Consider the following 19,553-nt stretch of genomic DNA (forward strand, 5'->3'; position numbering starts at 1 on the left):
CAGGGGCTGAGTGGATCGAGGTGAGAGCGACGGCGGGCTACCTGGACCATGACGGGCCGATCGCGTTCGCGCACCGGGGCTTCTCCCTGGAGGGCCTGGAGAACTCGATGGTCGCCTTCCAGGCGGCCGTCGACCTGGGCTACGCCTACGTCGAGACGGACGTGCACGCCACGGCCGACGGGGTCGCGATCGCGTTCCACGACGCGTCGCTGGACAGAGTGACCGACCGCACCGGCCGGATCGCGGGTCTGTCCTGGTCGCAGGTGCGCCAGGCGCGCATCGGCGGTCGCGAGCCGGTGCCGACGTTGGCGGAGGTGCTGCACGCCTGGCCGGACCTGCGGGTGAACATCGACGTGAAGTCCGCGGGCGCGATCGCCCCGACCGTCGCGGTGATCGAACGGGAGTCCGCGCACGACCGGGTGCTCGTGGGCTCGTTCTCCGAGGGGCGGCGTCGCGCCACGCTGGAGCAGCTGTCGCGGCCGGTGGCGACGTCGGCGTCCACGGCGGGCGCCACGCGGTTCCTGCTCGGCGCGCGGACGCGCTGGGACGGCCTGGTCGCCCGCGTGGCCGGGGCGGTGGACTGCCTGCAGGTGCCTGAGCGGGCCGGTCGTACCACGGTGGTCGATGCGCGCACCCTGGAGGTGGCGCACGCGCACGGCCTCAAGGTGCACGTCTGGACCGTCAACGACCCGGCCGACATGCGGCGCCTGCTGGACCTCGGGGTCGACGGCCTGGTGACCGACCGCGCGGACCTTCTCCAGGAGGTCCTCCGCCCCCCACCCCAGACTTCGTGATCAAGGAATCCGTGCTCGCGTACCGGGCACAGATTCCTTGATCACGAGGCGAAGGTCAGAGGCCGAGGGCCTGCGTGAGGTCCTGGCGGACGGCGTCGAGGCGGGTGCGGGCGGCGCGGCGGGCCGCCCCGAGGGCCTCGTCGTCGGCGTGCTCGTCGACGTCCATGACCACCTCGAGGTAGCACTTCACCTTGGGCTCGGTGCCGCTGGGCCGGATCACCACCCGGGTGCCGTCCTCGGCGAGCAGCCGGAGTCCGTCGGTCGGCGGGATCGGGTCCTCGGGGTCGGGGTGGGCCAGGTCGACGACCTCGCTCACCGGGGATCCCGCCAGCGTGGCCGGCGGCGCCTGGCGCACCCGGTCCATCGTCGCGGGGATCTGGGCCAGGTCGCTGAACCGCGCAGCCAGCTGGTCGGAGACGTGCAGTCCGTGGCGACGCGCCAGGTCGTCCAGCAGATCGACCAGCCCGCGTCCGTCGGCCTTGGTCCGGGCCGCGAGCTGGGCGAGGAGCAGGGCGGCGGACAGGCCGTCCTTGTCCCGCACGTGTGCCGGGTCGCAGCAGTACCCGAGCGCCTCCTCGTAGCCGAACACCAGGCGGTCGGTCCGCGAGATCCACTTGAACCCGGTCAGCGTCTGCGCGTGGGCCAGGCCGTGCGCGGCGGCGATCCGGCCCAGCAGGCGTGACGACACGATCGAGCACGCCAGTACGCCGTCGCCCCCCGCGTGCAGACCGGCCGCTTGCTCACCGAGCAGCGCGCCCACCTCGTCGCCGTGCAACATCCGCCACTCCCCGGTGTGCGGGTCCACGGTCGCGGCCGCGCACCGGTCGGCGTCCGGGTCGTTGGCGATCACGAGGTCGGCCTGGACCCGCCGCGCCAGGTCGAGCGCCAGGTCGATCGCGCCGGGCTCCTCGGGGTTCGGGAACGCCACCGTCGGGAAGTCCGGGTCGGGCTCGGCCTGCTCGGGCACCACGTGCAGGTCGGTGAAGCCGGCGTCGCGCAGCACCTGCTCGACGAGCGCACCACCCACGCCGTGCAGCGGGGTCAGCACGACCCGCAGGTCGCGCGGGCCCTCGTCACGGAGCGTCGCGACCGCGTCGAGGTAGTCGCTGACGATCTCCTCGCCGAGGACGGTCCAGCCGTGCTCGGCTCGCGCCACGTGCGCGACGGCGTCGACGGCTGCGATCCGGTCGGCGATCGCTCGGTCGTAGGGGGGCACGATCTGGGCGCCGCGCCCCGCATCCGTGACGACCCGGCCGCCCAGGTACACCTTGTAGCCGTTGTCCTGGGGCGGGTTGTGGCTCGCGGTCACGGTGACCCCGGCGTCGGCGCCCAGGTGCTGCACCGCGAAGGCCAGCACCGGGGTGGGCAGCGGTCGGGGCAGGAGCAGCGCCTCCCCACCGGCCGCCGTCACGACCGCCGCGGTGTCCCGGGCGAACACGTCGGAGTTGTACCGCGCGTCGTAGCCGATCACGACGCGCGGCCGGTGCTCGCCCAGCTCGGCCAGCGCTTCGGTCAGGAAGTGCGTCAGGCCCGCAGCCGCGCGGATCACCACGGCGCGGTTCATCCGGTTCGGGCCGCCGCCCAGCGCCCCGCGCAAGCCTGCGGTGCCGAACTCCAGCGTGCCCGCGAACCGGTCGGCGAGGTCGGCCCGGGCGTCGGCATCGCCCGATGCGGCTCGATCGGCCAGCTCGCGCAGCTGCGCGGCGGTGACCGGGTCCGGGTCGTCCTCGATCCAGGCGTGCACCTCGGCGAGGAGCTCGTCCGGCAGGTCCGGCGCCTCGGCGCTGTGGCGTCCCATCAGATCCTCCCCACGATCTCGGCCAGCAGGGCGCTGATCCGCGGTGCGGCGGTCCGGCCCGCCTCGATGACCTCCTCGTGGGAGAGCGGTTCCGGGCTGATCCCGGCTGCCGCGTTGGTCACCAGCGAGACGCCCAGCACGTCCAGGCCGACGTGCCGGGCGGCGATCGCCTCGAGCGTCGTGGACATCCCCACGAGGTCGGCCCCCAGCACGCCGGCCATCCGGACCTCGGCGGGGGTCTCGTACTGCGGCCCGCGGAACTGGGCGTAGACGCCCTCCGGCAGGGTCGGGTCGACGGTGTGCGCGAGGTCCCGCAGTCGCTGCGAGTACAGGTCCGTCATGTCGACGAAGGTCGCGCCCTCGAGCGGCGACGTCGCGGTGAGGTTGAGGTGGTCCTGGATCAGCACGGCGGTCCCGGGTGCCCAGTCCGGGTTCAGACCCCCGCACCCGTTGGTCAGCACCAGGGTCCTGGCACCCGTCGCCGCCGCGGTGCGCACCCCGTGCACGACGCGCCGCACGCCCTTGCCCTCGTACAGATGGGTGCGGGAGCCGAGCACGAGAGCGTGCCGGTCCGAACCCGCCAGCCGGATCGACCTGGTGGTGGCGCCGTGCCCGGCGACGGCCGGTGCGCTGAACCCCGGGATCTCGTGCGAGGGGATCTCGGCGACCACCTCGCCGATCCGGTCGGCCGCCTCGCCCCAGCCGGAACCGAGCACGAGCGCCAGGTCGTGGTGCTCGACGCCGGTGCGCTCGGCGATCACGCGGGCGGCCCGTGCCGCCACGTCGAAGGGATCGGTGCCCGGGTCGTCCAGCGAAGGCACAGCAACGTCATCCATGCTCGGCAGGTTATCCGTCTTCGGGCCTGTCGGCTGCCACGATGCCGCACGGGTCTGCGGCGCACGGGGCGCCGGCGGCGTCCCGTGGCGCGCCGCCGGGCTAGGTTGGTCGGGTGCGCCTGGGACTGGCGATCGACTACGCCGACGACTTCGCGGCCGCGGTGCAGCTCGCGCGCGGCGCCGACCGCCTCGGTCTGGACCTGGTGTCCGTCGCGGAGGCGTACTCGTTCGACGCGGTCAGCCGGCTCGGCTACCTCGCCGCGGTGACGGAGCGCGTCGGTCTCGCGGCAACCGTGCTGGGTGCCTACACACGCTCCCCCGCGACGCTCGCGATGACCGCGGCCGGCCTGGACGACGTGTCCGGTGGCCGGTTCGAGCTGGGCCTGGGTGCGTCCGGGCCGCAGGTGGTCGAGGGGTTCCACGGCGTGCCGTTCGCCGCTCCGCTCACCCGGTTGCGCGAGATCGTCGAGGTCTGCCGCATGGTCTGGCGCCGGGAGCCGGCCCGGCTGGAGGGTCGCACGGTGCGGCTCCCGTTGCCCCCTGAGGCCGGCGGGACCGGCCTGGGCAAGCCGCTCGCGCTGGTCAACCACCCGGTGCGGCCCCGGATCCCGATCGCGATCGCCGCCCTGACCCCGCGCAGCGTCGCCCAGACCGCGGAGATCGCCGACGGGTGGCTTCCCGCGTTCTTCCACCCCGAGCACGCGAGTGCCATGTGGGCGGACGCGCTGGCGACGGGTGCCGCGCGCCGCGACCCGGGTCTCGGGCCGCTGGACGTGCACGTCCAGGTCCCGCTGCGGATCGGCTCCGGGGCTGCCGAGCGGGCGGCGCTCGCCGCTCACCGGGCACGCCTGGCGCTGTACGTGGGCGGGATGGGCGCGCGGGGCAGGAACTTCTACGCCGACGTGGTGGCAGGGTTCGGCTTCACCGACGCGGCGGCCGAGGTCCAGGAGCGCTTCCTCGCCGGGGACCGCGCCGGCGCCGCCGCGGCACTGCCGGAGGACCTGGTGCGAGGCACGTCCCTGATCGGCGACCGTGCGCAGGTCCGTGACCGGTGGGCCGCCTTCGCCGACGCGGGTGTCACCACGGTCAGCGTGTCACCGGGTGGCACAGCCGACGCTCTCGACCAGCTGGCGACCCTCCGGGAGCTCACGGCCTGAGGCGGGCGGTGCCGGCGCGGAACGCGGCGGGAGGCGCAGATCGCGGCGGGAGGCGCAGATCGCGGCGTCCCCAACGCCGCGATCCGAGCCCAGCGCCGCGATCTCGCCGACGAGCCCGCTCGCGCATCGGCGTGCGGGGCGCGCGCCCGGGCGTGAGGATGGCTGCCGAACCGACGCCCCCGGAGGAGTCATGGCACATCTGCCCAGCTTGGTCGAGGCCCACCTCGCCGCCGCGCAGCAGGACGCGCACGGTCGCTCCGCCGAGCTCGTCGTGCACGACGGCGTGCTCCGCCAGACGGTCCTGGCGCTGCGGTCGGGCACCGAGCTCGCCGAGCACAACTCGCCGCACGCCGCGAGCATCCAGGTGCTGGCCGGCCGCGTCCGGGTCACCGGGATGAGCCCAGAAGAGCTGGGCGTCGGGGAGGCGATCGCACTGACCCACGACCGGCACTCGGTCCGGGCGCTCGACGACGCGGTGTTCCTGCTCACCACGGTGACCAGCCAGCCGGGGGACCTGCGGGACTGACGGGACCGCTCGTCGCGGGCCCGGCCGCTGCGTGGCACGCCCGTCGGCGGCAGAATGCCTGAGGTGACCTCCACCACACCCGGCGTGTCCGAGCCGCAGCCGTCGACCACCCCGCCACCCGGGCGCGCGGCGCACCGGGTGGTGATCCTGGGCGGCGGTCCCGGTGGGTACGAGGCGGCCCTCGCGGCCCGGTTGCGCGGTGCGGACGTGACGCTGGTCGAGCGCCAGGGTCTGGGCGGGGCGGCGGTGCTCACCGATGTCGTGCCGTCGAAGACGCTGATCGCGACCGCTGAGTGGATGACGATCGCGGAGCGTGCCTCAGACCTGGGCATCCGTGCCTCCGACGACGCGTCGTCGCGACCGCGCTACCACGTGGACCTCGCCCGGGTGAACGAGCGCGTCGTGGGGCTGGCCCGCGCGCAGTCCGCGGACATCCGCGACCGGCTGGATCGCGAGGGCGTGCGCGTGGTCGAGGGGACCGGCCGTCTGGACGGCCCGTACCGCGTCGTCGCCGACGGCCACGCCTTCGACGCCGACAGCCTGCTGGTCTCGGTCGGCGCCACCCCTCGTGTGCTGCCCACCGCAGAGCCCGACGGCGAGCGGATCTTCCTGTGGACGCAGCTGTACCGGCTCACCGAGCTGCCCGAACGGCTGATCGTGGTCGGCTCCGGCGTGACCGGCGCCGAGTTCGCCGGTGCCTACAACGCACTCGGCTCCGACGTGGTCCTCGTCTCCTCCCGCGACCGGGTGCTGCCCGGTGAGGACGCGGACGCGGCGCGAGTGCTCGAGGGGGTGTTCCGGGACCGGGGGATGACGGTGCTGTCCCGCTCCCGCGCGGCGTCCGCGCGCGTCGCCGGCGACGGCGTCGAGGTGACCCTGTCCGACGGCCGCGTGGTCGAGGGCTCGCACGTGCTCATCGCGGTGGGCTCGGTGCCGTCGACACGCGGCATCGGGCTCGAGGAGGCCGGCGTCCGGCTGACCGGCTCCGGGCACGTGGAGGTGGACCGGGTGTCGCGGACGAGCGTCCGTGGGGTGTACGCCGCGGGCGACTGCACCGGCGTGCTGCCGCTCGCCTCGGTGGCCGCGATGCAGGGCAGGATCGCCATGTCGCACGCGCTCGGGGACGCGGTGCAGCCGTTCGACCGCGGCTCGGTCGCCGCGAACATCTTCACGGCGCCGGAGATCGCCACCGTCGGGCTGTCCGAGCAGGCGCTGACCGAGCAGGGTGCCCGGTACGTCGTCAGCCACCTGCCGTTGGACCGCAACCCGCGCGCCAAGATGCTCGGTATCCGGGACGGCTTCGTGAAGCTGTTCGCCCGGGAGGCCACCGGGATCGTCGTCGGGGGTGTGGTGGTCGCCCCGCGCGCCGGCGAGCTGATCTTCCCGGTCTCGATCGCGGTCGCACAGCGGCTGACCGCCGACGAGGTGTCCCAGGCGCTGTCGGTGTACCCGTCGCTCACCGGGACGCTCTCCGAGACCGCCCGGCTGGTGGGCGGTCAGCGGCTGGGCGGCGCCTGGGGCTGACTACGAGGCTGCGGTCGGGCCGGCCGCAGTCCCCGAGCCCGTGACCGTGAAGTCCGCCCGGATGCCGTCGCCGCTCATCCCGGGCTTGCACGCGGTGACGTAGTCACCGGGGTCGACCTGCACCACCAGGGTGCGGGTCAGGCCGGGGCCGATGTTCTCCGCCTCGCCGATCACCTTGTGACCGTCGGCGCCCAGCAGGTAGAACTCGGTGGCCTGGTCACCGGCGTTGGTGATCGAGAACGTCAGCGTGCCCGACGGTGCGCTCGTGGCCGAGAGCGTGCACGCGTCGGCCGAGGAGGTCACGCTGATCGACCCGTCGTCGGGAGTGTTGGCGACGCAGCCGGCGAGGAGCAGGGAAGCGGCGGCGAGGGCGGGAAGGGCACGCAGGTGGCGTGTCCGCATGGGGGTCCTCCGGGTGTGCTGGGCCGCACCACGGCGCCGGACCGGCCGTGGGTCAGCGGGTGTGGTCAGGCGGCGACGTGCTCGGTCTGCGGGCGGGTCGGCGCTGGCGCCTGACGCGGCCAGAGCCGACGGACCAGCAGCCACGTCATGGGCAGCACGTAGGCGAGCCAGGCGATGGCCTGCAGCCAGGTGGTCTCCGCGGTGAAGTTCAGCGTGCCGCGCAGCAGCGCGCCGTACCAGGAGTCCGGCGGGATCGCGGCGGAGACGTCGAACGCGAGCGAGCCGATGCCCGGCAGCACGCCGGCCTCCTGCAGGTCGTGCACGCCGTAGGCGAGCACGCCGCCGGCAACCACGACCAGCCCGAGCCCGGTCCAGGCGAAGAACTTCGCGAGGTTCAGCTTGAGCGCCCCGCGGTACAGCGCCCAGCCCAGGGCCACCGCGGTGGCCAGGCCGAGTGCGGCGCCGAGCAGCGGGTCCGTGCCCGAGCCGGTGGACTGGGCGGCGGCCCACAGGAACAGCGCGGTCTCCAGGCCCTCCCGGCCGACGGCGAGGAGCGTCACGAGCACGACGGCCGCGCCGCCCGCGGCGAGCGCTCCGTCGAGCCGACCCTGCAGCTCGGACTTGAGGAACCGCGCGGTGCGGGACATCCAGATGATCATCCAGGTGACCAGGCCCACGGCCAGGATCGACAGCGTGCCGCCGAGGGCCTCCTGCGCCTGGAAGGACAGTCCCCGAGGCCCGAACGTCAGTGCGGCGCCCGCGGCGAGCGAGACCCCGACGGCGATCGCGAGGCCGGTCCAGACCTGGCGCAGCGCGGAGCGACGCCCGGTGCGCACCAGGTAGGCCACGAGGATCGTGACGACGAGCGCCGCCTCGAGCCCCTCGCGCAGCCCGATGAGGTAGTTCGCCAGCATGGTTCTCCCTGGATGGCGCCGGTAGGGGTGCTTAGGTGTGCCTTACCTAATAACGCAAGACTAGCCTTGCGAATATCGGAGCTGTCAAACCGGATACGCCGGCTTCCCGCCGTGCGCACCTCAGCCGACGATCGCGGCCGACGACGCGACCCTCATCGCGTCGGGCCGGACCAGGAGTACGTCCTGGTGCGTGCTCCCGACGACGTGTGCGGCTGAGCCGCCCGTCGGCGTCGGGGCGGAGGTCGGCTCAGCGGGTCGGCGTGAGGGCGACCATGGGGGAGTCCGCCACCCAGTCCTCGACGGAGAACGGCTGCTCGGCATACCAGGGTTGAAGCCGCCACGCCTCCTCGACGACCCTGCGCCGCCGGCCGGGCGCGACGACCTCGGCGGCGGTCACGGCGAGCTCGTCGCCACGTTCGGCGAGCTGCAGGACCGCGTCGGGCCGCTCACGCAGGTTGGCCAGCCAGTCCCGGGTGCCGGGCGTGCCGGTCAGCACGACCTCCTCGTCGACGACGACGTACCAGAGCTCGACCCGCTGCGGCTCGCCGCTGCGCCGTCCGACGGTGACCAGGTGACAGGTCCCGGTGGGCGGGATCGCGTCGGTGCGCATCCTCGCAGCGTAGATGAGGGGCACGCGAGCGGTGCGGACCTGTCGGTCGTGGAGCTCCCGTGACCGGCACGCGACGCTCCGCGAGACCCGGCCGACGACGCGTGTGCGGCGTTGGTCGCCGGCGCGCTCGCCGCCCTGGGCCTGCTGGGCGCGGCGTCAGTGCCGTTCAGCTGCGCCGCGCAGCCGGGGCCAGGCGTCGGCGAACGCGGAGTGCAGCGGCAGGTCCTGCACGGCGTCGGTGGCCACCCAGGCGATCGCCTCGCTCTCCGGGTCCGTCGGCCGTGGGTCCTGCGGCCCGGTGGCCCGCGCGATCACGGTGGTGTACGCCCAGTCGACGTGGTCCAGGACGTGCGTCGAGGCCACCTCGAGGTGCTCGGGGTCGATGCCGGCCTCCTCGGTGGCCTCGCGGATCGCACCCGCGACCGGATCCTCGCCCGGCGCCAGCGCACCACCCGGGATGCCCCACGTCCCGCCCTGGTCGCTCCACGACACGCGGTGCTGCAGGACCACCTCGTGCCCGGCGTCCGAGCGCCGCACCAGCAGCAGCCCGGCCGCCCCGTGCAGGCCCCAGTGCCGGGTCCCGCAGCGGCACTCCAGCCAGGCGTCGCCCGGCTGGCGGTGCAGGCGGCCGGGCGGGCCCTGCGGCATCAGTCGACGATCTCGCAGATCGGCGTGCCCGCGCTGACCGAGCCACCGATCTGCGCGGCGAGCGACGTGACCGTGCCTGCGCGGTGGGCGACCAGCGGCTGCTCCATCTTCATCGCCTCGAGCACCACCACCAGGTCACCCTCGTCGACCTGAGCGCCCTCGGACACCGCGACCTTGACGATGGTCCCCTGCATGGGCGACGCGAGCGTGGAGCCGCTCGCGGCCGTGCGCGCCGGTGCGCGCCGCGCGCGGGGGGGTCGGCCACCGGACCGCCCGCCGGCGCGGGTACGCCCCGGCACCAGCCCCAGACCGGCCGGCAGGACCACCTCGATGCGCTTTCCGCCGACCTCGACGACGACGCGCTCGGTGCTGGGCTGGTCCTCCTCCGCGTCGGCCTCCGCGACGGGTGCGGCGCCTTCCGGCCGCAGCGTCGGGAGACGCTCGGCGAACGCGGTCTCGATCCACCGGGTGTGCACGGAGAACGGTGTCGTCGGGTCCTCGGGCACGAAGGCCGGCTCCTCGAGCACGGCGCGGTGGAAGGTCACCACCGTCGGAATGCCCTCGATCTCGAGCTCGGCCAGCGCTCGACGGGCACGTTCGACCGCCTGGGTCCGGTCCGCACCCGTGATGATCAGCTTGGCGATCATGGAGTCGAACGCGCCGGAGACCGTGTCGCCCTCGAGCACGCCGCCGTCCCACCGCACACCGGGGCCGGACGGGACGCGCAGCCGGGTGATCCTGCCGGGCATCGGCAGGAAGCCCGCCGCGGGGTCCTCGCCGTTGATCCGGAACTCGAGGCTGTGCCCGCGGGCCGCGACCTCGGTGTAGCCGAGGGGTTCACCGGCGGCGACCCGCAGCTGCTCGCGGACCAGGTCGATCCCCGTGACCTCCTCGGTGACCGGGTGCTCGACCTGCAGTCGCGTGTTGACCTCCAGGAAGGACACCGTGCCGTCGGCACCGACCAGGAACTCGCACGTGCCGGCTCCGACGTACCCGGCCTCGCGCAGGATCGCCTTGGACGCAGTGTGCAGCGTGGCGACCTGCTCGTCGGTGAGGAACGGGGCCGGCGCCTCCTCCACCAGCTTCTGGTGTCGCCGCTGCAGCGAGCAGTCGCGGGTCGAGACCACGACGACGGTGCCGTGCTCGTCCGCGATGCACTGCGTCTCCACGTGCCGCGGCGCGTCCAGGTAGCGCTCGACGAAGCACTCGCCTCGCCCGAACGCCGCGGTCGCCTCGCGTACGGCCGACTCGTACAGCTCGGCGATCTCCCCCGGCTCGCGGGCCACCTTCAGCCCGCGCCCGCCGCCACCGAAGGCCGCCTTGATCGCGATCGGCAGCCCGTGCTCGGCGGCGAACGCCTCGACCTCCGCCGCGCCGGACACCGGGTCCGCGGTGCCCGCCACGAGCGGCGCGCCGGCACGTTGCGCGATGTGTCGCGCGCTGACCTTGTCGCCGAGCGCCTCGATCGCCGACGGCGGGGGGCCGATCCAGGTCAGCCCGGCGTCGATCACGCGCGCTGCGAACTCCGCGTTCTCCGACAGGAAGCCGTAGCCGGGGTGCACGGCGTCGGCGCCGGAGCGGCGCGCGACGTCCAGCAGCTTGTCGACGTCCAGGTAGGTCTCCGCGGCGCGCACACCGCCCAGCGCGTACGCCTCGTCGGCGAGCGTCGCGTGCAGCGCCTCGCGGTCCGGGTCGGCGTAGACGGCCACCGACGCGAGGCGTGCATCGGCGCACGCCCTGACGATGCGAACGGCGATCTCGCCGCGGTTGGCGATGAGCACCTTGCGGATCTCGGGCACGGCTCACCGTAACGCTCCGGTCTCGGGCCGCTCGATCGGTGCCGTCCTGCGGCGCCAAGACTGTGGGCTTCGACAAGGCTGCGCCGAGCCGGTTTGTTGCCATCCGACCAGGAACCCCACCGCCGCGATGTGCACGGCAGCAGGTCGGCGCGCCTCAGGCGCGCCACTCCGAGGCCAGCAGCGCGTAGCTGTAGCAGTCGATCCACTCGCCGTGCCGGAACGCCGCGGACCACAGCTCCGCCTCGCGGCGCATCCCGACCCGCTCGAGCAGTCGGATCGCCGCGATGTCGTCGGTGTCGCAGCGTGCCTCGACCCGGTGCGCGCCGGCCGCGAAGAGCCTCCTGAGGACCGTGGTCAGCGCCTCCGTGGCCAACCCCGCCTGCTGCCACGGTCGTGCGATGGTGACCTCGACGCGCGCCTGCCGACCCTCGTCGTCCCCGCGTACGCCGATGTCGCCCACGTGCTCGCCGTGCGCCTCGATCGCCAGATGGACCCACCGCCCGGGGACCAGGGGGTCCAGCCCCGCCGTGGTCGCGACGAACGCCCGGGCCTGGTCGAGCGTGTACGGCGGGTCCCACCGCTGGTGCCGTGCGACCTCGGGGTCCGAGCGATAGTCCGCCAACGACCGGGCGTGCTCGGCGCCCATCGAGCGCAGGACGAGCCGCGACCCGTACCACTGCACACCCGTGGATCGCTCGTCGTCCCCGTCCGGCGCCGTGCCGGTGGCCCACAGCGTCGTCACGGGAACGCCGATGCTGGCCAGCAGGTCGCGCAGCAACGGCAGGCTCAGACCCACCACGGTGTGGTGGTCGCCCTCGAGCCTCGCGACGAACGGGCCGCCGAGGCCGTCGATCGTGAAGGCCCCCGCGACGGCCAGCGGCTCACCGGTCGCGACGTAGGCGTCGATCTCGTCGTCGGTGAGGTCCGCGAAGTGCACCGCCGTGGAGGCCGTGGCACCGGTGGCGCCGGTAGCCCCGTCGCGGGTGTCGACCAGCCAGTGGCCGGTGTGCAGGACCCCGGACCTGCCGCGCATCCGCCGCCACCTCGCCGCCGCGTCCGCTGCGTCGGAGGGCTTGCCCAGTGCCCGGCCGTCCAGCTCGAGCAGCGAGTCGCAGCCGAGCACCAGGAGGTCTTCCGGGAGCGGGTTGCCGTGCGCGTCAGGGGCGTCGGAGCCGAGCGACGCCACGACCGCGTCGGCCTTCGCGCGCGCCAGGGCGAGCACCGCGTCGGCGGGGTGCAGGCGGCCCTCGGTCGCGGCCTCCGCCTCGGCCAGGACGGCGTCCTCGTCCACCCCGGAGACCCGCACGAGCGGCTCGATCCCCGCCGAGCGCAGCGTGGACAGCCGGGCGGGGGACGCCGAGGCCAGCAGCAGGGTCGTCATCGCCCAAGCGTAGGCGTGCGCACGCCGCTGGTGCCCGCTACCGTCCGGTCATGACGACTCCCGAGGCGGAGCTGTTCTGCACGGCGGCGGTCGCGTTCGCCGCGACCGTCGCGCGGGTGCCGGCGGATGCGTGGCAGCGGCCCGGTCTCGGCGAGTGGGACGTGCGGGAGCTCGTCGCGCACACGGGTCGTGCCGTCCTCACCGTGGAGACGTACCTCATGCCGGAGCCGGGGCCGGTCGCGCTCACCGACCCGGTGGACTACCTGCGCACGCTGACCGGTGCGGCGGATCCCGATCAGCGTGCGGCGGCCGACGCGGCCGTGGCCGAGCGGGGCCGCCAGGCGGCCGCCGTGCTGGGTGACCAGCCGGCGGTGACGGTCGCCGGTCAGGTCTCCCGGGTGTGCGCGCTGGTGCGGGGAGCCCCCGAAGGCTCGACCGTGCGGACCCCCGCCGGGATCATGCCGCTGACCGCGTACCTGCCCACCCGGGTGTTCGAGCTCGCCGTGCACACCCTGGACCTGTGCCGGGCGGTAGGTCTGCAGCCGCCCGCTGACCTCGCGTCCGCCGTGGCGGCGTCGACGGAGCTCGCGGGCCGGCTGGCCGCCCGGCGCTGGGACGCCGCCGAGCTGCTCCTGCTGCTCACCGGCCGCGACGTCACCCCGCGCCCCAGGGTGCTGTGACCCCGGCGAGTGGTGTGCGCCCAGCCGAGCGGTGCACCTCCAGGCACACCTCTCGACCGGGAGCACACCGCTCACCGTCGGGGGACGGGGTCGCCGGCCCTCAGGTCAGGGCTTCGCGCAGCGTGTCCAGGCCGACCGAACCCAGCGAGAGCGCCCGGGCGTGGAAGGCCTTGAGGTCCAGCTCCTCGCCGCGGGCCCGGGCCCCCTCCTGCGCCTCGTCGCGGGCGGCCTCCCACAGCCGCTGGCCGATCTTGTACGACGGCGCCTGGCCGCCCCAACCCAGGTAGCGCATCCACTCGAAGCGCACGAAGCCCTCCGGCATGTTGACGTTGGCCTGCAGGAACGCCAGCGCCTTGGCTGCGTCCCACGTCCCGCCACCCCACTTGTCCGGGCACGGCAGACCCAGGTGGACGCCGATGTCGAACACCACGCGTGCTGCGCGCATCCGCTGACCGTCGAGCATGCCCAGCCGGTCGCCCGGGTCGTCGAGGAACCCGAGCTGGGCCATGAGCCGCTCGGCGTACAGCGCCCAGCCCTCGCCGTGGCCGCTGACCCAGCACGCCAGCCGGCGCCACGAGTTCAGCGTGGCGCGCTCGTACACCGCCTCGGCGACCTGGAGGTGATGCCCGGGCACCCCCTCGTGGTAGACCGTGGTCTTCTCCCGCCACGTGGTGAACGAGGAGTCCTCGCCCGGCGGCACGGACCACCACATGCGGCCCGGACGTGAGAAGTCGTCCGACGGGCCCGTGTAGTAGATGGCGCCCGTGCTGGTCGGGGCGATCCGGCACTCCAGCGTGTGCAGCGGTCCGGGGATGTCGAAGTGCACGCCGTCGAGCGCGTCGATGGCCGCGTCCGCGGTGCGCTGCATCCACGCCTGCAGCTCGGCCGTGCTGCCCAACCGACGCTCGGGGTCCGCGTCGAGCACCTCGATCGCCTGTGCGATCGTGGCACCCTCGCCGGCGATCTGCGCCGCGACGGCCTCCTGCTCGGCGATGATCCGGTCGAGCTCGGCCAGCCCCCATGCGTAGGTCTCCTCCAGGTCCACGGCGGCGCCGAGGAAGTAGCGCGACCAGAGCTGGTAGCGCTCCCGCCCGAAGGCGTCCTCGGACGGGGCCAGCGGCGCGAGCTCGTCACGCAGGAACGCGGCGATGTCGCCGTAGGCGGATCGGGCGGCAGCCGCCCCCAGCTCCAGGCGGGAGCCGAGCGCAGCGGCGTCGTCCGCCGCGGCCAGAGCCTTCTCCACCGACTCGCCACGCACGAATCCCGTGAAGAAGGAGTCCGACCCGGCGAGCTCCTCCGCCTGGCGGACGCACTCGTCGACCTGGCGCCGTGCTGCCACGCGGCCCCGCGAGGCAGCGAGTCGCAGCGAGTCGATCACCCCGGCGGCCGCGGTGGGCAGCGCCTCGAGGCGTGCGGCGATGTTCGCCCACGCCTCCGGCGTGTCGGTGGGCATCAGGTCGAAGACGTCGCGCAGCTCCTGCACCGGTGAGGCGATGTTGTTGAGCATCCCGAGCATCTCGTCGGCGGCGTGCAGCTCCAGCTCGAGGCCGATCCGCTCGCGCATCGCGGACAACGTGACCCGGTCGACGTCATCCACCGGCTCGGCGCCGTCGAGCTCGGCCAGCACCGCGCGCGCGGCCTCGGCCACCGCGGCGTGGCCGGCGGGCGAGAAGTCGGTCATGAGGTGGTCGTAGCCGGGCAGGCCCATCGCGGTGGCGGCGATCGGGTTGAGACGGGCGGAGGTCTGGACGTAGGCGTCGGCGATCGCGTCGATCGCGGTGGGGGTCCGGGTCGGACGTGGGGTGTCGGTCATGCCCCCGACCCTAGGACCACGGCCGGGCCGCGACGGCCAGAGGCCGTACGACGGGGTCGTCAGCGCAGGGAGTAGCGCCAGGCGTCGGGGTCGCGGGGGACCAGAGCGACGTGCGGGTGGGGCGTGCGGTGCCGGGTGGCCGCTGCGCGCCAGCGGCGGCGGGCCGCGGTGGCGGACTCGTCGAGGTCGGCGACGGCTGCCGCGGCGGCGTTCGCGGAGGCACCGGCCGCCAGACCGGCGACCAGGGCCGCGAGCTCGACGTCGTCGGGCTCGCCGCGCAGCACGCGCACGTCGGGGGTCACAGCGGGATGTTCCCGTGCTTCTTGGCCGGCAGCGCCGCACGCTTGCTGCGCAGCGTCCGCAGCGCGCGGACCACCTGAGGGCGTGTCCGGGACGGCGCGATCACCGCGTCGACGTCGCCGCGCTCCGCCGCGACGTAGGGGTTCACCAGCGCGTCGGTGTAGTCCGCGACGAGGCGGGACCGCTCCGCCTCCACGTCGCCCCCCGACTCGGCGACCTTCTTGAGCGTGCCGCGCTGCAGGATGTTCACGGCACCGGCCGCACCCATCACCGCGATCTGGGCGGTGGGCCAGGCCAGGTTCACGTCCGCGCCCAGCTGCTTGGACCCCATGACGATGTACGCCCCGCCGTACGCCTTGCGCGTGATGACCGTGACCAATGGCACCGTCGCCTCGGCGTACGCGAAGATCAGCTTCGCGCCGCGCCGGATGATGCCGTTCCACTCCTGCTCCGTGCCCGGCAGGAACCCCGGCACGTCGACGAACGTCAGCACCGGGATGCCGAACGCGTCACAGGTCCGCACGAACCGCGCCGCCTTCTCGCTCGCCGCGATGTCCAGGGTGCCCGCCATGTGCAGCGGCTGGTTCGCGACCACCCCGACCGCCTGGCCCTCGACGTGCCCGAAGCCGATCAGGATGTTCGGCGCGTACAGCGGCTGCACCTCGAGCAGCTCGCCGTGGTCCAGCACGTGCTCCACAACGGTGCGCATGTCGTACGGCTGGTTGTCGAAGTCCGGGACCAGGGTGTCCAGCTCGAGGTCCGCCTCGGAGATGTCCAGCGCCTCGGGCCGCTCGACGTCCTCCGGCCACACCGGCGGGTCGGAGAGGTTGTTGCTGGGCAGGTAGCCCAGCAGCGCGCGCACGTAGTCGATCGCGTCGTCCTCGTCCGCGCCCAGGTAGTGCGCCACGCCGGACCGCGAGTTGTGCGTCTGCCCGCCACCGAGCTCCTCGAAGCCCACGTCCTCGCCCGTCACGGCGCGGATCACGTCCGGGCCCGTGATGAACATGTTCGAGGTGCCGTCGGCCATCACGACGAAGTCGGTCAGCGCGGGGGAGTAGACGGCGCCACCCGCGCTCGGGCCCAGGATCAGCGAGATCTGCGGGATGACGCCCGAGGCGGCCACGTTGCGACGGAAGATCTCGGCGAACTGGGTCAGGGCAGCGACCCCCTCCTGGATGCGCGCACCGCCGCCGTCCAGGATCCCGACCAGCGGCATGCCGGTGCGCAGCGCCAGGTCCATCACCTTGGCGATCTTCTGCCCGTGCATCTCGCCCAGCGAGCCGCCGAACACGCTGAAGTCCTGGCTGTAGACGGCGACCGGGCGGCCGTCGACGGTGCCGTGCCCGGTGATGACGCCGTCCCCCGGGACGCGCCGCGCGTCCAGGCCGAAGTTCGTCGAGCGGTGCGCGACCATCGCGTCCAGCTCGGTGAAGCTGTCCTCGTCCAGGAGCGCGGCGATGCGCTCGCGGGCGGTCTTCTTGCCGCGGGCGTGCTGCTTGGCGGCGGCGGTCTCCTCGGCGCCGGCCAGCTCGGCGTTGCGCTGCTCGAGGTCGGCGAGGCGCCCAGCGGTGGTGGGTGTCTCCACGGCGGTCTGCGGGTCGGTCACCTGCAGCAGGGTAGTTGTCGGAACCCGACATGCTCAGTGTGAGACTCGACCGTGTCGCCCGGTCCGCGTGTGTGGGACCGCACAATCCCCGATGCCGCAGGGCTGTGACGCCCGCTACCGTGGCCGGGTGGATCACCTCGACGCCGCCGCGCTGCGCGCGGCGTTGGCCGGCGTGCCGCTGGGCCGCGTCGAGCTGGTCGACGAGGTCGGATCGACGTCGACGGCGCTGATCGACGCCGCGGCGGCCGACCCCGGTGCGTGGCCCGACCGGTCCGTGCTCGTCGCCGAGCACCAGCAGGCCGGCCGGGGCCGGGCAGGCCGCACCTGGACGACACCGCGCGGCGTCGCGCTGACCGCATCGGTGCTGCTGCGGCCCGAGGTGGACCCCGCCCGCTGGGGCTGGGTGCCGCTGCTCGCCGGGCTCGCAGTGGCCCGCGCCGTGCGGGGCCTGGGCGCGCCGGCCGTGCTCAAGTGGCCCAACGACGTCCTGCTACCCGCGGACCCGCCCGAACCGGGCTGGGGGCGGTACCGCAAGCTCGCCGGGGTCCTCGCCGAGCTGCGGTCCGGGCCTGAGGGGCCGTCCGTCGTCGTGGGGGTGGGCGTCAACGTCGCACAGCGCTGGGACCAGCTGCCGGTGCCGTCGGCGACCTCGCTCGCGCTCGCAGGCGTCGAGGTCTCGCGCCAGGACCTGCTGGTCGCCCTGCTGGCCCGCTGGGTCGAGCTCGACGCGGCGTGGCGCTCGTCCGGCGGCGACGGCGCGATGCTGGCCGATGCGTGGCTCGCCCTGTCGGTCACGATCGGGCAGCACGTCGTCGTGGACCTTCCGGGCGGAGGCCGGGTCGAGGGTGCGGCGGTCGGGCTCGACACGGGTGGTGCGCTGCTCGTCCGGGGCACCGACGGAACCACGGCCGTGCACGCCGGCGACGTCCGGGTGCGTGTGTCCGGGGCGGGATCCGGCGACTAGCCTGACTGGATGGCAGAGGCTGCCGGCCGGCCGCCGGAAGACCTGGACCAGGCTCTCGCGCACCTGCAGGACGTGCTGCTCGGGGGCCCACGGGACCTGACCCTCGACGACGTCGCGCGGCGGGTCGGTGCGGGACCCGACGAGGTGGCCGCGTTCTGGACCGCCCTCGGTCTGTCGGTCCCGGCCTCCGGCGAAGCCGGCTTCACCGCGACCGACGCCGACGTGGTGGCGGCCTTCCTGGGTGCCGGTCACGAGTACGGGCTCTCCGCCACGACGGGCACGTCCCTGGTGCGCGCCATCGGGCACTCCACCGAACGGCTGGTCGGCTGGCAGACGGAGGCGCTCGTCGACCACCTCGCGGCGAAGTACGCCCTGAGCGACCCCGACGCGAGGGCCCTGCTGGTCGCCAGGCTCCCGCTGGTGGAGGGTCTGCTGCGCCGTGGGCTGGAGCACGCGTGGTGCCGCCACCTCGCTGCCGCGGCGACTCGCGCGGTCGCGGCCGCTCGCGGTCGGGACGGCGTCGACCCCGATCAGCTGCCTCTGGCGCGCGCCGTCGGCCTGGCCGACGTGGTGGGCTTCACCACCCGCACCGCCGACCTGGGGGCGGCTGCCCTGGCCGACTACATCCAGGAGTTCGAGGCGCAGGCCCGGGACGTGGTGACCGAGCACGGCGGACGGGTGGTCAAGACCGTCGGGGACGCCCTGCTGTTCGTCGCCGACGACGCCGCCGCCGGCGCGCGCGTGGCGTTGGGGCTCGTCCGTTCGCTCGGCCCGGACAGTGACGCCCCGCTGCGGGTCGGGCTGGTGTGGGGTCGGGTGCTGTCCCGGTTCGGCGACATCTTCGGCCCGTCCGTCGCGTTGGCCGCCCGGCTGTGCGACGAGGCCGGTCCCGGCCGCGTCCTCGTCGACGAGGCGACCGCGGCCTGCCTGCCCGGGTTCCTGCTGGACCCTCTCGAGGTGCGCGACGTCGCGGGCATCGGCCCGCTGCGGCCGTCGCTGCTCATCGCCGAGCGCATCCGGTGACCCGCCGCTCCGAGGCGGTGCGCTCCGGTCAGGCCGGCTCGATCAGCTCGGGTCCGTCGTTGCGGACCGAGCTGACGGCCGTCGAGACGGTGACGGCGGTCAGTCCGCGAGGCGGAGCCCCGAGGAGGGCCGCCGCCTCGCGCGCCTCCACCGACGGGTCGAGCCAGGTCGCCCAGTCGCCCGGGTCGACCAGGACGGGTTGGCGGTCGTGCAGCGGCCCGATCACCGGGTCGTCCGCCGGGGCGCCACCCGTGACGATGGTCATCGAGACCAGCCAGCGCAGCGGGTCGTCGTCGGAGCATCCCGGGTCCCGCCAGAACTCGTACAGCCCGGCGAACGCGAGGAGGCCGCCGTCGGTGCGGTGGATCCAGTGCGGCGTCTTGCGGGCGCGGCGCGGCGAGCCCTCCGGCGGGTCGGTCCACTCGTACCAGCCCTCGGCGGGCACCAGGCAGCGACGGGATGCCAGGGCCTTGCGGAACGCGGGCTTCTCGCCGACGGTCTCCATGCGCGCGTTGATCAGGCGAGACCCGATCGAGGGGTCCTTGGCCCAGCCGGGCACCAGGCCCCAGCGGGCCAGGCGCAGCGAGCGCACCGGCTCGCCGCGGGTGCCGTCGGCGAGCTTCTCGGGCCGCTCGACGACGATGCGTACCGGATCGGTCGGGGCGAGGTTCCACGACGGGGGCAGGCCCGCGGCGTCGTCGGCCACGTCCTCGGGGTCGACCCCGAAGGCGTCGGCGAGGTCCTGGGTCGCCCGGAACGAGGCGTAGCGGCCGCACAT

19 protein-coding genes and 1 pseudogene are annotated in these 19,553 nt (G+C 74.3%); 7 read left to right on the plus strand and 13 right to left on the minus strand.

Going from position 1 to position 19,553, the window contains the following annotated elements; genetic code table 11:
- The first annotated feature begins 20 nt into the window (after positions 1–20).
- Positions 21–794, plus strand: coding sequence for a glycerophosphodiester phosphodiesterase family protein (locus tag Q6348_RS06850; RefSeq protein ID WP_304600553.1), 774 nt, complete (start codon positions 21–23; stop codon positions 792–794).
- 55 nt (positions 795–849) lie between these two features.
- On the opposite strand, the gene Q6348_RS06855 is transcribed toward Q6348_RS06850, so the two are convergent.
- Together Q6348_RS06855 and Q6348_RS06860 are read right to left on the minus strand one after the other, a co-directional pair.
- A complete protein-coding gene (locus Q6348_RS06855) occupies positions 850–2,592 on the minus strand; it encodes a phospho-sugar mutase (RefSeq protein WP_304600554.1) in 1,743 nt (580 codons plus the stop codon).
- The gene (locus Q6348_RS06860) at positions 2,592–3,428 is read right to left on the minus strand and encodes a purine-nucleoside phosphorylase (protein WP_304600555.1); all 837 of its coding nucleotides are present in this window, start codon (positions 3,426–3,428) and stop codon (positions 2,592–2,594) included. Before Q6348_RS06860 ends, Q6348_RS06855 begins: the two co-directional genes overlap by 1 nt.
- A 113-nt stretch (positions 3,429–3,541) precedes the next feature.
- On the opposite strand from Q6348_RS06860, the gene Q6348_RS06865 reads away from it, so the two are divergent.
- From Q6348_RS06865 to Q6348_RS06875, 3 genes are all read left to right on the plus strand, one after another.
- Complete coding sequence (locus tag Q6348_RS06865) at positions 3,542–4,585, plus strand: LLM class F420-dependent oxidoreductase (protein WP_304600556.1); 1,044 nt, start codon at positions 3,542–3,544, stop codon at positions 4,583–4,585.
- Between the two features lie 190 nt (positions 4,586–4,775).
- Entirely contained in the window at positions 4,776–5,111 is a 336-nt protein-coding gene (locus Q6348_RS06870; protein ID WP_304600557.1) for a cupin domain-containing protein, read from the plus strand.
- A 54-nt stretch (positions 5,112–5,165) separates the two neighbouring features.
- Complete coding sequence (locus tag Q6348_RS06875) at positions 5,166–6,635, plus strand: NAD(P)H-quinone dehydrogenase (RefSeq protein WP_434061998.1); 1,470 nt, start codon at positions 5,166–5,168, stop codon at positions 6,633–6,635.
- Here the strand turns inward: Q6348_RS06875 and Q6348_RS06880 are convergent, their stop codons facing one another.
- The 7 genes and pseudogenes from Q6348_RS06880 to Q6348_RS06910 form a co-directional block, all read right to left on the minus strand.
- Entirely contained in the window at positions 6,636–7,037 is a 402-nt protein-coding gene (locus Q6348_RS06880) for a cupredoxin domain-containing protein (RefSeq protein ID WP_350339647.1), read from the minus strand.
- Between the two features lie 65 nt (positions 7,038–7,102).
- Positions 7,103–7,951, minus strand: a complete 849-nt coding sequence (efeU, locus tag Q6348_RS06885; RefSeq protein WP_304600558.1) for an iron uptake transporter permease EfeU — start codon at positions 7,949–7,951, stop codon at positions 7,103–7,105.
- 247 nt (positions 7,952–8,198) lie between these two features.
- Complete coding sequence (locus Q6348_RS06890; protein WP_304600559.1) at positions 8,199–8,561, minus strand: nitroreductase/quinone reductase family protein; 363 nt, start codon at positions 8,559–8,561, stop codon at positions 8,199–8,201.
- A 156-nt stretch (positions 8,562–8,717) separates the two neighbouring features.
- Positions 8,718–9,209 carry an NUDIX domain-containing protein gene (locus tag Q6348_RS06895; RefSeq protein ID WP_304600560.1) on the minus strand — a complete coding sequence of 164 codons (492 nt, stop codon included), beginning with the start codon at positions 9,207–9,209 and terminating at the stop codon, positions 8,718–8,720.
- Complete coding sequence (locus Q6348_RS06900) at positions 9,209–11,008, minus strand: acetyl/propionyl/methylcrotonyl-CoA carboxylase subunit alpha (RefSeq protein ID WP_304600561.1); 1,800 nt, start codon at positions 11,006–11,008, stop codon at positions 9,209–9,211. The genes Q6348_RS06895 and Q6348_RS06900 overlap by 1 nt, the downstream gene beginning before the upstream one ends.
- 154 nt (positions 11,009–11,162) lie before the next feature.
- Positions 11,163–11,750: a GNAT family N-acetyltransferase gene (locus Q6348_RS06905; RefSeq protein WP_304601934.1), complete on the minus strand. Its 588-nt coding sequence runs from the start codon at positions 11,748–11,750 to the stop codon at positions 11,163–11,165.
- Positions 11,736–12,389, minus strand: a pseudogene (locus Q6348_RS06910) (Maf family protein); the annotation flags it as partial. The pseudogene Q6348_RS06910 and the gene Q6348_RS06905, both read right to left, overlap by 15 nt.
- 50 nt (positions 12,390–12,439) lie before the next feature.
- Between Q6348_RS06910 and Q6348_RS06915 the strand changes: the two are divergent.
- Positions 12,440–13,069, plus strand: coding sequence for a maleylpyruvate isomerase N-terminal domain-containing protein (locus Q6348_RS06915; RefSeq protein ID WP_304600562.1), 630 nt, complete (start codon positions 12,440–12,442; stop codon positions 13,067–13,069).
- A 100-nt stretch (positions 13,070–13,169) separates the two neighbouring features.
- Here Q6348_RS06915 and Q6348_RS06920 read toward each other — a convergent pair whose 3' ends face one another.
- Genes Q6348_RS06920 through Q6348_RS06930 form a run of 3 tightly spaced genes read right to left on the minus strand, consistent with a single transcriptional unit; the run spans position 13,170 to position 16,788 of the window.
- A complete protein-coding gene (locus Q6348_RS06920) occupies positions 13,170–14,882 on the minus strand; it encodes a DUF885 domain-containing protein (protein WP_304600563.1) in 1,713 nt (570 codons plus the stop codon).
- Between the two features lie 59 nt (positions 14,883–14,941).
- Positions 14,942–15,184, minus strand: coding sequence for an acyl-CoA carboxylase epsilon subunit (locus tag Q6348_RS06925; protein WP_304600564.1), 243 nt, complete (start codon positions 15,182–15,184; stop codon positions 14,942–14,944).
- The gene (locus tag Q6348_RS06930) at positions 15,181–16,788 is read right to left on the minus strand and encodes an acyl-CoA carboxylase subunit beta (RefSeq protein WP_304600565.1); all 1,608 of its coding nucleotides are present in this window, start codon (positions 16,786–16,788) and stop codon (positions 15,181–15,183) included. Before Q6348_RS06930 ends, Q6348_RS06925 begins: the two co-directional genes overlap by 4 nt.
- A gap of 127 nt (positions 16,789–16,915) precedes the next feature.
- On the opposite strand from Q6348_RS06930, the gene Q6348_RS06935 reads away from it, so the two are divergent.
- Positions 16,916–17,752 carry a biotin--[acetyl-CoA-carboxylase] ligase gene (locus Q6348_RS06935; protein WP_304600566.1) on the plus strand — a complete coding sequence of 279 codons (837 nt, stop codon included), beginning with the start codon at positions 16,916–16,918 and terminating at the stop codon, positions 17,750–17,752.
- A gap of 9 nt (positions 17,753–17,761) precedes the next feature.
- The gene (locus Q6348_RS06940) at positions 17,762–18,775 is read left to right on the plus strand and encodes an adenylate/guanylate cyclase domain-containing protein (RefSeq protein WP_304600568.1); all 1,014 of its coding nucleotides are present in this window, start codon (positions 17,762–17,764) and stop codon (positions 18,773–18,775) included.
- A 28-nt stretch (positions 18,776–18,803) separates the two neighbouring features.
- On the opposite strand, the gene Q6348_RS06945 is transcribed toward Q6348_RS06940, so the two are convergent.
- Entirely contained in the window at positions 18,804–19,553 is a 750-nt protein-coding gene (locus Q6348_RS06945; RefSeq protein WP_304600569.1) for an SOS response-associated peptidase, read from the minus strand.

This window comes from Actinotalea lenta (genome assembly GCF_030586465.1).
GTDB classification, from domain to species: Bacteria; Actinomycetota; Actinomycetes; order Actinomycetales; family Cellulomonadaceae; genus Actinotalea; species Actinotalea lenta.